The sequence below is a fragment of the Arthrobacter sp. SLBN-122 genome (assembly GCF_006715165.1).
In the GTDB taxonomy this organism is placed as follows: Bacteria; Actinomycetota; Actinomycetes; order Actinomycetales; family Micrococcaceae; genus Arthrobacter.
This window is the reverse complement of sequence record NZ_VFMS01000001.1, coordinates 17,309-30,772: the sequence shown is the minus strand read 5'-3', so window position 1 is coordinate 30,772 and position 13,464 is coordinate 17,309. Positions and strand designations below refer to the sequence as shown.

General features: G+C 65.0%; 12 protein-coding genes and 1 tRNA gene. 6 read left to right on the top strand and 7 right to left on the bottom strand.

Annotated elements, in window-relative coordinates:
- Positions 1–58 precede the first annotated feature (58 nt).
- From FBY36_RS00165 to aceE, 4 genes are all read right to left on the bottom strand, one after another.
- Positions 59–1,120 (bottom strand): beta-ketoacyl-ACP synthase III, encoded by a 1,062-nt coding sequence (locus FBY36_RS00165; RefSeq protein WP_142116766.1) that lies wholly within the window; start codon positions 1,118–1,120, stop codon positions 59–61.
- On the bottom strand, positions 1,117–2,046 hold the full coding sequence (locus FBY36_RS00160) for an ACP S-malonyltransferase (RefSeq protein ID WP_200830406.1): 930 nt from the start codon (positions 2,044–2,046) through the stop codon (positions 1,117–1,119). Before FBY36_RS00160 ends, FBY36_RS00165 begins: the two co-directional genes overlap by 4 nt.
- A gap of 88 nt (positions 2,047–2,134) precedes the next feature.
- Positions 2,135–3,379 carry a PucR family transcriptional regulator gene (locus FBY36_RS00155; protein ID WP_142116762.1) on the bottom strand — a complete coding sequence of 415 codons (1,245 nt, stop codon included), beginning with the start codon at positions 3,377–3,379 and terminating at the stop codon, positions 2,135–2,137.
- Between the two features lie 194 nt (positions 3,380–3,573).
- The gene (aceE, locus tag FBY36_RS00150; RefSeq protein ID WP_142116759.1) at positions 3,574–6,315 is read right to left on the bottom strand and encodes a pyruvate dehydrogenase (acetyl-transferring), homodimeric type; all 2,742 of its coding nucleotides are present in this window, start codon (positions 6,313–6,315) and stop codon (positions 3,574–3,576) included.
- A gap of 429 nt (positions 6,316–6,744) precedes the next feature.
- Here aceE and FBY36_RS00145 point away from each other — a divergent pair, with 429 nt between their 5' ends.
- The 5 genes from FBY36_RS00145 (at position 6,745) to FBY36_RS00125 (ending at position 9,158) form a co-directional block, all read left to right on the top strand.
- On the top strand, positions 6,745–7,164 hold the full coding sequence (locus FBY36_RS00145) for a DUF3052 domain-containing protein (protein WP_142116757.1): 420 nt from the start codon (positions 6,745–6,747) through the stop codon (positions 7,162–7,164).
- On the top strand, positions 7,161–7,655 hold the full coding sequence (locus FBY36_RS00140; protein ID WP_142116755.1) for a peroxiredoxin: 495 nt from the start codon (positions 7,161–7,163) through the stop codon (positions 7,653–7,655). The genes FBY36_RS00145 and FBY36_RS00140 overlap by 4 nt, the downstream gene beginning before the upstream one ends.
- 13 nt (positions 7,656–7,668) lie before the next feature.
- Entirely contained in the window at positions 7,669–8,589 is a 921-nt protein-coding gene (locus FBY36_RS00135; RefSeq protein ID WP_142116753.1) for an NAD-dependent protein deacetylase, read from the top strand.
- 104 nt (positions 8,590–8,693) lie between these two features.
- A tRNA-Val gene (locus FBY36_RS00130) sits at positions 8,694–8,769 on the top strand.
- Positions 8,770–8,867: 98 nt separating this feature from the next.
- Positions 8,868–9,158, top strand: coding sequence for a hypothetical protein (locus FBY36_RS00125; protein WP_142116751.1), 291 nt, complete (start codon positions 8,868–8,870; stop codon positions 9,156–9,158).
- 222 nt (positions 9,159–9,380) lie between these two features.
- Here the strand turns inward: FBY36_RS00125 and FBY36_RS00120 are convergent, their stop codons facing one another.
- Complete coding sequence (locus FBY36_RS00120) at positions 9,381–10,106, bottom strand: FadR/GntR family transcriptional regulator (RefSeq protein WP_142116749.1); 726 nt, start codon at positions 10,104–10,106, stop codon at positions 9,381–9,383.
- A gap of 231 nt (positions 10,107–10,337) precedes the next feature.
- On the opposite strand from FBY36_RS00120, the gene gndA reads away from it, so the two are divergent.
- Complete coding sequence (gene gndA, locus FBY36_RS00115; RefSeq protein ID WP_142116747.1) at positions 10,338–11,774, top strand: NADP-dependent phosphogluconate dehydrogenase; 1,437 nt, start codon at positions 10,338–10,340, stop codon at positions 11,772–11,774.
- A 107-nt stretch (positions 11,775–11,881) separates the two neighbouring features.
- On the opposite strand, the gene epsC is transcribed toward gndA, so the two are convergent.
- Together epsC and cysK are read right to left on the bottom strand one after the other, a co-directional pair.
- Complete coding sequence (gene epsC, locus FBY36_RS00110) at positions 11,882–12,466, bottom strand: serine O-acetyltransferase EpsC (RefSeq protein ID WP_142031517.1); 585 nt, start codon at positions 12,464–12,466, stop codon at positions 11,882–11,884.
- A gap of 39 nt (positions 12,467–12,505) precedes the next feature.
- Positions 12,506–13,441: a cysteine synthase A gene (gene cysK / locus FBY36_RS00105; RefSeq protein ID WP_142116745.1), complete on the bottom strand. Its 936-nt coding sequence runs from the start codon at positions 13,439–13,441 to the stop codon at positions 12,506–12,508.
- Positions 13,442–13,464 lie beyond the last annotated feature (23 nt).

Sequence of the window (13,464 nt, the reverse complement as noted above, 5' to 3'; positions counted from 1 at the left end):
ATTGCCGGCAGGGGCTGCCGGAAACGGTCAGGGCCGCGGTTGCGGCCCTTGGGCGTATCTAGGGAAGGACAATTACCTGTGCGCCGAAGACCAGCCCGGCACCGAAACCGATCTGCAGGGCCAGGCCGCCGCTCAGCTCCGGGTTCTCCTGCAGGAGCCGGTGCGTTGCCAGCGGGATGGAGGCAGCGGAGGTGTTGCCGGCTTCGGCAATGTCCCGTGCCACTGTAACCGTCTCCGGCAGCTTCAGCTTCTTCACCATCTCGTCGATGATGCGCATGTTGGCCTGGTGGGGGATGAACGCAACCAGGTCCTCAGCCTCAATGCCGGCAGCATCGAGCGCCTGCTGGGCAACCTTGGCCATTTCCCACACGGCCCAGCGGAACACCGTCTGGCCGTCCTGCCGGAGGGTGGGGTACAGCTCCTGTGCCTCTTCCAGGAGGGCCAGGTCCCCGGTGGAATCGGACTGCCGGGCGGCCAGGCCGAGGTCGCGGACGTCAAGCAGGGAGCGGGTCATGCCGATGGCGTCCCACTTGCTGCCGTCGGAGCCCCACACGGACGGGGCGATACCCGGGGTGTCGGAAGGGCCGATGACGACGGCGCCTGCACCGTCACCGAGCAGGAAGGAGATGGTGCGTTCCCGGTTGTCGATGACGTCGGAAAGCTTTTCGGCACCAACCACCAGGACATACTTTGCGGTGCCGGAACGGACCAGGGCGTCGGCCTGTGCAATTCCGTAGCAGTAACCGGCGCAGGCGGCGGAAATATCAAAGGCAGGAGCGGGCGTGGCGCCGATCCGGTCGGCCAGGCTGGCAGCGGCGGAAGGGGTGGCGTAGGGGTGGGTCACGGTGGAAACAATGACTGCCCCGAGCTGGGAGGCCTCAATACCGGCCTTCTCCATGGCTTCCCTGGCGGCGCCCTCTGCCATGTCGATCACGCTGACGTCGGCGGCCGCACGGTGGCGGGTGATGATGCCGGTGCGCTGGCGGATCCACTCGTCCGAGGAATCGATCCATTGGCAGACATCCTCATTGGTGACGATGACGTCGGGCCGGTAAGCGCCCAGGCCAAGGATGCGGCTGTGCTCCTGGACCGGAACCTGTTTCAGCGTGGGAACGCTCATGCGTTGCCCTCCAGTTCTGCAAAGAGTGCCAGTGCGGCGGAGAGATCATCGGGGGTCTTGACCGCGACGGTCTTGACGCCGGGCATGCCGCGCTTGGCCAGCCCGGCCAGCGTGCCGGCGGGGGCGAGTTCAATCACGCCGGTAACACCGCGGTTGACCATGGTTTCCATGCAGAGGTCCCACCGGACGGGCCGGGACACCTGTGCGATCAGGCTTTCGACGGCGGCATCGCCGTCGGTGACTTCGCCGCCGTCGAAATTCGACAGCAGGGGCACCTTGGGCGCCACCGGGTTCAGCTGCGGCTTCAGTTTCTCCAGCGCGCTGACGGCGGGCGACATGTGGCTGGTGTGGAAGGCGCCGGCCACCTTGAGCGGGATGACGCGCGCCTTGGCGGGCGGGTTGTCGGCCAGGGCCTTCAACTGGTCAAAGGTTCCGGCCGCGACTGTCTGCCCGGCACCATTGACATTGGCAGGTGCAGCGCCGGCGGCCTCGATGGCAGCCAGCACCTCGGCGGGGTCGCCGCCCACCACGGCGCTCATGCCGGTGGGGGTGACGGCGGCCGCGGCGGCCATGCTGTTGGCACGTTCGCGGACGAAGGTCATGGCTTCCTGCTCCGTGAGCACTCCGGAAAGGGCGGAAGCAGTAATCTCACCCACGGAGTGGCCCGCGAGGATCACGGGCAGGGAGTTGAGTTCGACGTCGAAGAGGGAGGCGGCGGTGACCAGGCCCGCGGCAACGATCAGGGGCTGCGCCACGGCAGTGTCCTTGATGGTTTCCTCATCGGAGGTGGTCCCATGGGCGATCAGGTCAATGCCTGCGATGTCGCTCAGGGAGGCCAGCTGGCCTGCCACCGAGGGAAGTTCCAGCCAGGGGGCCAGAAAACCCGGGGTCTGTGAGCCCTGTCCAGGGCAGACTATTGCAAGCACGTAACCAGCTTTCCAAATTACTGTGTGATCCAGCGGTGTTTCACCGCACCAAGCTCACGGGGTCAGGTTGTAGGAAGTCTACAATGCCTCACGGCTGGTTACGGGACGCCTGCCGCTCCGTGGCGACCTTCGGCGGGGCCGAGAGGCGGCCCACCACCAGCGCGGCCTGCAGCACGAATGCCTCCCTCGGCAGCAGCGGGTCCCAGCCCGTGACGTCGCAGACCCGCTTCAACCGGTAGCGCACGGTGTTGGCGTGGACGAAGAGTTCGCGCGCCGTGGCCTCAAGCGAATGTCCCAGCTCAAGGTAGGTTCCAAGCGTTTCCACCAGGCCGTTGGATGCTGCCAGGAGCGGCCGGTAAATGTTTTTCACAAGTGAGCGGCGGGCCGCGTCATCGCCGGAAATAACCCGTTCCGGCAGCAGGTCGTCGGCGGCCACCGGCCGCGGGGCGGAGGGCCAGGCGCGGGCTGCCGTCAGTCCGGCAAAGGCGGATTGGGCAGAACTGCTGGCTTCCAGGAGCGAGCTGGCTTCGGGGCCGTACACCACGGGGCCGGGGGCGAACATGTCGCTCAGCTTCACATACGCCGTTTCGCGGTCCTGCACACCGCCAAGGATGAGGATCAGGCGGTCGCCCTGGATCCCCACCAGTGCATCCTCGGCGTAGCGCCCGGCCATCCGCCTCAGTTCGCTGACATAGCTGGCGCTGGGTTCGGACGGCGAGTTCCCCACCATCACGGTGAAGCGCTCCTGTGCCTTCCAGCCAAGCGCTGCGATCCGTGAGCGCAGGGCGTCAGTGTTTTCGCCCCGCAGGATCGCGTCAACAATCAACGCTTCCAGGCGGGTATCCCAGGAACCACGGGATTCGGCAGCGCGTGCATAGACGTCCGCGGCGGCAAAGGCCACTTCCCGTGAGTATCGCAGGACAGCCTCGCGCAGGGATGGCTGGTCGGCTTCTGGCGCGATGACAGGTACCTGGTCTTCCACCACCTCCACCACGATCCTGATCAGCTGCAACGCCTTTTGAAGGCTGATCGAACGGGTCAGTTCCGTGGGCGCTGTCCCGAATACATCCGTGAGGATCCACGACGGCGAGCTCGGCCGCTCGTACCAAGTAACGAAGGCGGCGATACCGTTCTGGGCCACCATGCCCAGTGCCGATCGCTCATCAGCGCTGAGCCGGCTGTACCAGGGCAGCGACTGCTCCAGCTTGCGCATGGTGCTGGTGGAGAGTTGGCCGACGTTTGCGCGGAGCTGCTTGAGGGTTTCGGACTTCTCCGGCGTGACCTTTGGCGGGGTCGGTTTTCGCTTGGCAGACGGGCTGGCTGGTGCTGGCATTCTTTGAGCATACGGCCACGGTCACGCAAGCTCCATTTGTGCGAAGGCTACAATCCGCCTTGTCGCGGATCACAACTAGTTCTGCCCCCCGGTCCCACCCGTCCCTGACAGGACGACGGCGGCCCCCACCGAATGGGTGGGGGCCGCCGTCGTGTGATGCTGCTGGCTGGGTCCTGCTTTACAGCCCGAAAGGCCTAGGCTTCGCCTCCGGCATTGCCGGTGGTGCCGGCATTGACGTTGAGCAGCTTGTACTTCTCGATCGCCTTGACCGGCGCATCAACGTCCACCTCGCCGCGGCGCGCCAGCATTTCGAGGGCGCGTACCACGATGGAGTGGGTGTCGTTCTTGAAGTAGCGGCGGGCTGCTGCGCGGGTGTCGGAGAAGCCGAAGCCGTCGGCGCCGAGGGTGGCGAATTCGTTGGGGACGAATTGCCGGATCTGGTCCGGGACGGCTTTCATGTAGTCGGACACGGCGACGATGGGGCCGGTGGCGCCTTCGAGTTGCTGGGTGACGAAGGGGGTGCGGGCGGGTTGGCCGGGGTTGAGGAAGGCTTCTTCTTCGGCGGCGAGTCCGTCGCGGCGCAGTTCGTTCCAAGAGGTGACGGACCAGACGTCGGCGGAGACGTTCCAGTCATCGGCCAGGATGCGTTGGGCGTCGATGGCCCAGGGCACGGAGACGCCGGAGGCGAGGATCTGGGTGCGGGGACCGTCGATCTTTGCCGGGGCGAGCAGGTAGATGCCCTTGATGACGCCTTCGACGTCGAGGTTTTCCGGTTCTGCGGGCTGGACGATGGGTTCGTTGTACACCGTGAGGTAGTACATGACGTTCTTGTCGTCCGAGTCCGGCCCGTACATCCGTTCCAGGCCCGAGCGCATGATGTGCCCGATTTCGTAGCCGTAGGCGGGGTCGTAGGTGATGACGGCGGGGTTGGTGGAGGCCAGCAGGGGGGAGTGGCCGTCGGCGTGCTGGAGGCCTTCGCCGGTGAGGGTGGTCCGTCCTGCGGTGGCGCCGATGATGAAGCCGCGGGTCATCTGGTCCGCTGCTGCCCAGAAGGCGTCGCCGGTGCGCTGGAAGCCGAACATGGAGTAGAACACGTAGACCGGGACCAGGGGCACGCCGTGGGTGGCGTAGGAGGTCCCGGCGGCGGTGAAGGCTGCCACGGCCCCGGCTTCGTTGATGCCTGGGTGGATCAGCTGCCCGGCGGGGGATTCCTTGTAGGCCAGGACCAGGTCGCGGTCCACGGACAGGTAGTTCTGGCCCTTGGGGTTGTAGATCTTCGCGGTTGGGAAGAACGCATCCATCCCGAACGTGCGGGCTTCGTCGGGGATGATCGGGGCGATGTGCTTGCCGAAGTTCTTATCCCGCATCAGGTCCTTGAGGAGCCGGACGAAGGCCATGGTGGTGGCGGCCTGCTGCTTGCCCGAACCGCGCTTGGCCACCTCGTAGGACTTCGCGTCCGGCAAGGCGATTTCGGCGTGGGTGTTCCGGCGCTCCGGGACGGACCCGCCGAGGGCGGCACGGCGTTCCATCATGTACTTGATTTCCGGGGCGTCGTTACCGGGGTGGTAGTACGGCGGCCGGTAGGCGTCGTTCTCGATCTGTTCGTCGGTGACGGGGATCCGGAGGTGGTCGCGGAACTTCTTCAGGTCATCCTGGGTCAGTTTCTTCATCTGGTGGGTCGCGTTGCGGCCCTCGAAGTGCGGGCCCAGGCCGTAGCCCTTGACGGTGTGGGCGAGGATGACGGTGGGTTTGCCCTTGAATTCGGTGGCGGCCTTGTAGGCGGCGTAGACCTTGCGGTAGTCGTGGCCGCCGCGTTTGAGGTTCCAGATCTGGTCATCGGTCAGGTCCGCGACGAGGTCTTTGGTCTGCGGGGTCTTCCCGAAGAAGTGTTCGCGGACGAACCCGCCGGATTCGGCTTTGTAGGTCTGGTAGTCCCCGTCGACGGTCTCGTTCATGATTTTCACCAGGGACCCGTCGGTGTCGCGGGTGAGCAGGTCATCCCACTCCCGGCCCCAGACGACCTTGATCACGTTCCAGCCCGCGCCGCGGAAGAACGCTTCGAGTTCCTGCATGATCTTGCCGTTGCCGCGCACCGGGCCGTCCAGGCGCTGGAGGTTGCAGTTGATCACGAAGTTCAGGTTGTCCAGGTTCTCGTTCGCGGCGAGCTGGAGCAGGCCGCGGGACTCGGGCTCGTCCATTTCGCCGTCGCCCAGGAACGCCCAGACCTGCTGGTCGGAGGTGTCCTTCAGGCCCCGGTTGTGCAGGTAGCGGTTGTTCTGGGCCTGGTAGATCGCGTTCATCGGCCCGATGCCCATGGACACGGTGGGGAATTCCCAGAAGTGCGGCATCAGCCGCGGGTGCGGGTAGGAGGACAGGGCGTGGCCTTCGCGGGACTTTTCCTGCCGGAACCCGTCCAGGTCCTCCTCGGACAGGCGTCCTTCCATGAACGCCCTGGCGTACATGCCGGGGGAGGCGTGGCCCTGGAAGAAGACCTGGTCCCCGCCGCCGGGGTGGTCCTTGCCGCGGAAGAAGTGGTTGAACCCGACCTCGTACAGGGTCGCGGCCCCGGCGTAGGTGGAGATGTGCCCGCCGACCCCGATATCGGGCCGCTGCGCCCGGTGGACCATGACCGCGGCGTTCCACCGCATGTACGCCCGGTACCGGCGCTCGTACTCCTCGTTGCCCGGGAATTCGGCTTCCTGGTCCACCGGGATCGTGTTCACGTAATCGGTGGTGGTCACCATCGGCACCCCGACGCTCTGCGCGCCCGCGCGCTGCAGCAGGCTCCGCATGATGTATTGGGCACGCTCGGTGCCCTGTTCCCTGATCAACGCGTCCAGGGACTCAACCCACTCGGCAGTCTCTTCCGGATCACGATCAGGCAGCTGGTTAGTCAACCCGCTGAGGATATGGGAGGTATCTTCTCCTGCAGCCACGTCCAACCTCTCTTTGCGCGCATGAATCGGCGCACTCAGGCCAGGCAGGGTGACTGCCCGGCGTACATACGCCGTGTGCGACGTATCGGTTACAACAGCCCGGGCATGTGTGCCGGGCAGCTTCCTAGCGCTCCTATGCCTGCACGAAAGTCACAAGGTTGTCGTCCCGCAGCCATAGTTGTCATCAGCCACTCTAGCCCTGACCGCTGCACGATGCGTAGCTGCGGGCCAGGTGCTGCAGTTGTATTTCGTTCGTCATACTGGTTGTGTGGCAAAAAGCCCCTTCCGCCGGGATGCCGCAGCGGGATGTGACGCAGAATATGCGCAGTCCCGGGGGCGGCAGCTTGAAGCGCAGGCACAAAGGGTGTTGGCTTGGGGAGTAATGGAAATCACTATGCACAGCGCATATATGAGGTATTGGAGGAACACGTGAGCGAGGCCGACGCCGCCACATCGGTAAATGTGGCGGAAAAATTGGGTTTCAAAAACGGGGATCTGATTCAGGAGTTCGGTTACGACGACGATGTCGATTTCGACTTGCGTGACGATATTGAGGACCTCACCGGTTCCGAGTTGCTGGACGAGGATGATCATGAGGTAGCGGACGCCGTCATCCTCTGGTGGCGCGACGGCGACGGCGACCTGGTGGACAGCCTGATGGATGCCCTCACTACCCTGAGCGAAACGGGCGTTGTCTGGGTCCTCACCCCCAAGTCGGGCAGGGACGGCTACGTTTCGCCCGCTGACATCCAGGAAGCTGCACCCACGGCCGGCCTCCACGTCACCACATCAGCGGGAGTGTCAAAGGACTGGAGCGCCACCCGCCTGGTCAGCAGGAAGAACAAATGACGGCAGCGGTTGAGGCCGCTTCCGCAGCTGTCCCTGCGCTGGGGGCAACAGCCCCTGACTTTGATCTTGCCAACCAGTACGGCGAGCCGGTGAAGCTGTCATCCTTCCGGGGCCAAAACGTTGCGCTGGTCTTCTATCCGTTTGCGTTCTCCGGGATCTGTACCGGCGAGCTGTGCGAGATACGGGACAACCTGGCCACATTCGAGGGTTCGAACGCAGTGGTCCTGGCGGTGTCGGTGGACAGCAAGTTCAGCCTCCGTGCTTATGCCGCGCAGGAAGGCTACACCTTCGACCTCCTTGCCGACTTCTGGCCCCATGGAGCCGTGGCCAGCGCCTACGGTGTGTTCGACGCCGACAGCGGCATGGCCAAGCGGGCCACCTTCATCATCGACACTGACGGCAGAATCCGCTACAGCGTCGTGAATCCCCGCGGCCAGGCCCGGGACTTTGGCGAATACCGCGCAGCCCTGGCGGATTTGAAGCAGGACTGACAGGACCGGGCAGATGGCGGAGCAGCGGCGGAGGACGGGCCTTACCGGCTTTGCAAGCATGCCGCCCGTAGCCCCTGCTCCGCCCTCAAGCGATGACCTGGAAGTCCTCGCCAGGATCCGTGACCTTCTTGCCGGCGCCCCGTTCGCGCTGCTGACAGGCGCCGGCCTGAGCACCGACTCCGGTATCCCGGACTACCGTGGCCCGGACTCGCCGCCCCGGCGGCCCATGACCTACCAGGAGTTTGTCCGGGATGCGGGCAACAGGCGGCGCTACTGGGCCAGGAACCATATCGGATGGTCCCACATGCGGCACGCGGACCCGAACCAGGGGCATTATTCGGCGGCGGAGCTGGAACGCCGCGGCTACCTCACCGGCCTGATCACCCAGAACGTTGACCGCCTGCACCAGGACGCGGGCAGCTCCAACGTCGTCGACCTCCATGGCCGGTATGACCAGGTGATATGCCTGGACTGCGGGCGGACCTACACCCGGCGCCTCCTGGCCGGCGTTTTTGAGGAACTCAACCCCGGATTCCTGGAACGGGCAGCGGCCTCCGGGCTGGTGGAAATGGCCCCGGACGCCGACGCTACCGTGGAGGACCAGGCCCTCATCAGCAGCTTCGTGGTGCCGGTCTGTCCTGCCTGCGGCGGGACCCTGAAGCCGGACTTTGTGTACTTCGGGGAGAATGTGCCCAAGGACCGGGTGGAACGTTCCTACGCAATCGTGGACCGGGCAGCCGCGCTGGTGGTGGCCGGCTCATCGCTGACGGTCATGAGCGGCCTTCGGTTCGTGCGGCATGCCGCCAGGGAGCCCAAGCCGGTGGTGATCATCAACCGGGGCCAAACGCGGGGTGATGACAGGGCGGCCATCAAGCTCGAAACCGGTGTCAGCCAGGCGCTGGGGTACCTCGCCAGTGAACTTCCCTCCCTGTAGGTGCGCCCGGGCCTGCTCAGGGCGCGGATTCGCGTTTCAGGTCCACTGTCGGGTAGAGTTTATGTTCGTTGGTTGCGGCATTACCGCCGGAAACCGCGTGTTTTGGGTCTTTAGCTCAGCTGGTAGAGCGCCACGTTTACACCGTGGATGTCATCGGTTCGATCCCGGTAGGACCCACCAAAATACACCCCGCTGTCCCAGCCTTCCAGGCAGGGGCGGCGGGTTTTTTGTTGGGCACCTCCTGCCCCATTGTCGGACCCCTGCCATACGTTGCAGGAATGGAACACGTCGAAGTGCGGACAGACAACAGTGGAAGGCCGACGGCGGTGCTGAGCCGGGGCGGGGAATGGTCAGTGGGTGCCGAACCGGTCAGATGGTTCGAACGCATCAACTGGTGGGAAACCAGCCGGCGGATGCCGAAGGGCAACAGCGGAGTGGATGTCGAGGTCCTGCAGTTGCAGGTGAGGCTGGGCAACAACAGCAAGTCGGCCCTGACCACCCTGTACCTGGAGCGTGATGGAGCCGGTGGGGGCTGGCGGCTCAGGGAGACGGCAGCGGGTGCAGCCTGAACAACCGCTGCAGGACGGCTTCGCCCGGGTCACCGTGTCTTTCGGATGGTGCTGTTTTCGGGCATTGGAAAACCCTCCACCGCGACTATTGGGGGATGCCGCGGTGGAGGGCCTGGGATGAATATACCGTGAACTGCCGGAAACAAAAAGTCATCCCGTCGGAGCCCTCGCCGTGTGATTGGATCCTCCGGCAAAGTCCTCCTCAGCTTTGGCGGCAGCTGATCACTGCCGGACGGGGATGAAGACCCGCGGCTGTTCCGTCCAGGTATCGGCCATCTGCGACATGGTGCGCCGCATGATCCGGTCCGAGCCCTCACGCGCCGACGCGGCATCACCGCTGGCAATGGCCTGAGCCACGTCCTCGTGCCACTGGAGGGCGGCCTGGTGCGGATGGTCCGGCATCAGCCCATGGACAGTGCGGCCAGTCAGGGTCTCTGCCACCTGTCCCATGAGGTTGGCGAACATCTCGTTGCCGGAACCGGAAAGCAGCAGGGAATGGAACCGGATGTCCAGTTCCAGGAAGCGCGCAACCTCGCCGTTGTTGCCGGCCTCGCGCATGGCACGGGCGACGTCCACCAGTTCCATCCGCAGCGCGGCCGGGGCATTCTGGGCGGCCAGTTCAGCGGCAGCGGGTTCCACGGCGGCCCGCAGTTCGGCGAGGGAACGCAGCTGGGCGCCGCGGGCGTCGCTTGCAAGCCGCCAACGGATGACCTGCGGATCGAACGGATTCCAGCGGCTTGCCGGCAGCACCCGGATGCCCACCCGCTTGGTGGTTTCCACCAGGCCAAGTGACTGGAGGACCCGCACGGCCTCCCGGATCACGGAGCGGGAAACCTTCAGCTCATCCTCCAACTGCTCCGCGAGCATGACGTGGCCGGCAGGGAGATCCCCCGAGATAATGCGGGTGCCAAGGTTGTCGATGGCACGGTGGTGGAGGCTGCTGGTCATGCTGCTAAGCCTAGTTGCTGGCACGCGTCCGGCTGCGCCTGTACCGCTGCCGGCGGGATATCGGAGGGCCCAGTCCTAAACTGGCACCGACACAATATGTTCCATTACGCCGCCGTTACTTTCGCGTCACCGCGAGAATATATATGCTTTATTCCGACCCCCTGATACGTCCCGGAGTCTTCCCGCCTGTGGAAGCCGGCACCCGGGGCTAACAATGAATTGGAGTTATTGATGTCTGCACACATCGGTGTCACCGGCCTCGCCGTCATGGGCGCCAACCTTGCCCGCAACCTTGCCCGCAACGGATTCACGGTTGCCCTGCACAACAGGTCGGTGGAGAAGACGGACGCGCTGCTGGAGAAGCACGGCTCCGACGGAGACTTCATCCGGACCGAAACCCTGCAGGAACTGGTGGACTCCCTGGAGAAGCCCCGCCGGGTTCTCATCATGGTCAAGGCCGGCAAGCCGGTGGATTCGGTCATCGAGCAGCTCGAGCCGCTGCTGGAGCCGGGCGACATTATCATCGATGCCGGCAACTCCCACTACGAGGACACCCGCCGCCGGGAAGCCGCGCTGGCCAAAAAGGACCTGCACTTCGTGGGCGTCGGCGTCTCCGGGGGCGAAGAGGGTGCCCTGAACGGTCCCTCCATCATGCCCGGCGGCTCCAAGGAGTCCTACAAGGCCCTCGGCCCGCTGCTGGAAAAGATCTCCGCAAAGGTCGACGGCGAGCCCTGCTGCGCCTGGATCGGCACCGACGGCGCGGGCCACTTCGTCAAGATGGTCCACAACGGCATCGAATACGCGGACATGCAGGTCATCGGTGAGGCCTTCGACCTGCTCCGCTCCGGCGCCGGCATCGAGCCCGCCGAGCAGGCGAAGATCTTCTCCGAATGGAACCAGGGCGAGCTGTCCTCCTTCCTGATCGAGATTTCCGCCGAGGTCCTGGGCCATGTGGATGCCAGGACCGGCAAGCCGTTCGTCGATGTCGTCGTCGACGCTGCCGGACAGAAGGGCACGGGCCGCTGGACCGTCATCTCCGCCCTGGAACTGGGCTCGCCGGTTTCCGGCATCGCCGAATCGGTCTTCGCCCGGGCCCTCTCTTCCCAGGCTGAGCAGCGCAAGCTGGGCCAGGAACTGCTGGCAGGCAACGAGGCCGACGTCGAGATCCCGGAGACGTTCGTTGAGGACGTCCGCCAGGCGCTTTACGCCTCCAAGCTGGTCTCCTACGCCCAGGGCCTGGACATGCTGACCTCGGCCGCGAAGGAATACGGCTGGGAACTGAAGCTGGACGAGATCGCCTCCCTGTGGCGCGCCGGCTGCATCATCCGTGCCGAGCTCCTCAAGGACATCACCAAGGCGTACGCCGCGGACGAGAAGCCGGCAAACCTGCTGTTCGCCCCGGCGTTCACCAAGGCCATCGCCGACGCCCTGCCGGCCTGGCGCCGCGTTGTTGCCACCGCGGTCCAGCTCGGCATCCCGGTGCCGGTGTTCTCCTCATCACTGGCATACTACGACGGCCTGCGCCGCAAGCGCGTGGCCGCTGCCCTGATCCAGGGCCAGCGCGACCTCTTCGGTGCGCACACCTATGGCCGCATCGATACTGACGGGACCTTCCACACCCTCTGGGGCGAGGACAAATCCGAAATCGAAGCGGTGGACACCCACTAGGTTCCGCTGCAGGTACGAATAAGGCGGGCAGTTTCCGGTGATCCGGGAACTGCCCGCCTTTTTGTTGTCATGCGCTTGCTGGACGGCCTGAGGCCTGAACAGCACGGTTAGAGATGGTATTCGATCTCGTACTCGGCCGGGTCCACGGCGGGTTTGGTTTCCCGCTGCGCGTCCCGGTGCCTCCATTTGGCAGGAACACCGGTAAGGATCGATTCCGGCGGCGCGTCCTTGACCACCACGGCGTTGGCGCCCACGGCACTGTCCCGGCCGATGGTGATGGGCCCCAGGATCTTCGCGCCCGCGCCGATGGTGACCCGGTCCCCGATGGTGGGGTGGCGCTTGATCCTCGCCAATGAACGCCCGCCAAGGGTGACACCGTGGTAGATCATCACGTCCTCGCCGATCTCGGCTGTCTCACCGATCACCACCCCCATGCCATGGTCAATGAAGAACCTCCGGCCGATGGTCGCACCGGGATGGATCTCAATGCCGGTCCAGGACCGGCCCAGCTGGGACAACAGGCGCGCCGGAAACCGCAGTGACGGGTTTTGCCACATGCGGTGCGTCAGCCGGTGGATCCAGATGGCATGAAGGCCGGAATAGGCGAAAAAGTTCTCAAAAGAACCTCGAGCCGCCGGGTCGTGGGACCGGGCGGCGTCGAGGTCTTCCTTCAGTCTTGCGAAAAAGCCCACAAAGTTCTTTCTACAGGAAACGGGCGGACGGCGGTCTGATCAGCCGCGGATGTCGTCATAGAGCACGGTGGAGATGTAACGCTCACCGAAGTCGCACACGACCGCCACGATCAGCTTCCCGGCGTTTTCGGGGCGCTTGGCCAGTTCCAGGGCGGCCCAGACGATTGCTCCGGAGGAGATGCCGCCCAGGATGCCTTCCTTGATGCCGAGGTCGCGGGCCACGCGGACCGAGTCCTCAAGGGTCGCGTCGATGACCTCGTCGTAGATGTTGGTGTCCAGCAGTTCCGGGATGAAGTTGGCGCCCAGTCCCTGGATCTTGTGCGGGCCGGGGGCGCCGCCGTTCAGGATGGGGGAGTCCTTGGGCTCCACGGCCACGATCTGCACGCCGGGCTTGCGTTCCTTCAGCACCTGTCCGACTCCGGTGATGGTTCCCCCGGTGCCGATGCCCGCAACGAAGATGTCCACGGCGCCGTCGGTGTCTTCCCAGACTTCCTCGGCGGTGGTCCTGCGGTGGATCTCCGGGTTGGCTTCGTTGGCGAACTGCTGGGCCCAGATGGAGTTTTCGGTGTTGGCCACGATCTCCTGGGCCTTTTCCACGGCGCCGCGCATGCCTTCGGAGCCCGGGGTAAGGACGATCTCCGCACCGAAGGCGCGCAGCATGACCCGGCGCTCGGTGGACATGGTCTCGGGCATGGTGAGGATGACCTTGTACCCTCGTGCGGCACCTACCATGGCCAGAGCGATGCCCGTGTTGCCGGATGTGCCTTCGACGATGGTCCCGCCGGGCTTGAGAGCACCTGACTTTTCCGCGGCGTCGATGATGGCAACACCGATGCGGTCCTTGACGCTGTTGGCCGGGTTGTAGAACTCCAGCTTCACGGCAACGGTGGCGTCCAGCCCCTCGCTGAGCCGGTTAAGCCGGACCAGCGGAGTCCCGCCCACCAGTTGCGTCACATCGTCATAGATCCGTGCCATGTACATACGCCTATCTCTAAGGG

What these genes read in the sequence shown, in the direction of transcription:
- FBY36_RS00135 (WP_142116753.1), top strand. Translation starts at nt 7,669, where the DNA reads ATGGCGGAGCAGCGGCGGAGGACGGGCCTTACCGGCTTTGCAAGCATG.
- cysK (WP_142116745.1), bottom strand. Translation starts at nt 13,441, where the DNA reads ATGGCACGGATCTATGACGATGTGACGCAACTGGTGGGCGGGACTCCG.
- FBY36_RS00140 (WP_142116755.1), top strand. Translation starts at nt 7,161, where the DNA reads ATGACGGCAGCGGTTGAGGCCGCTTCCGCAGCTGTCCCTGCGCTGGGG.
- FBY36_RS00120 (WP_142116749.1), bottom strand. Translation starts at nt 10,106, where the DNA reads ATGACCAGCAGCCTCCACCACCGTGCCATCGACAACCTTGGCACCCGC.
- FBY36_RS00165 (WP_142116766.1), bottom strand. Translation starts at nt 1,120, where the DNA reads ATGAGCGTTCCCACGCTGAAACAGGTTCCGGTCCAGGAGCACAGCCGC.
- FBY36_RS00125 (WP_142116751.1), top strand. Translation starts at nt 8,868, where the DNA reads ATGGAACACGTCGAAGTGCGGACAGACAACAGTGGAAGGCCGACGGCG.
- gndA (WP_142116747.1), top strand. Translation starts at nt 10,338, where the DNA reads ATGTCTGCACACATCGGTGTCACCGGCCTCGCCGTCATGGGCGCCAAC.
- FBY36_RS00155 (WP_142116762.1), bottom strand. Translation starts at nt 3,379, where the DNA reads ATGCCAGCACCAGCCAGCCCGTCTGCCAAGCGAAAACCGACCCCGCCA.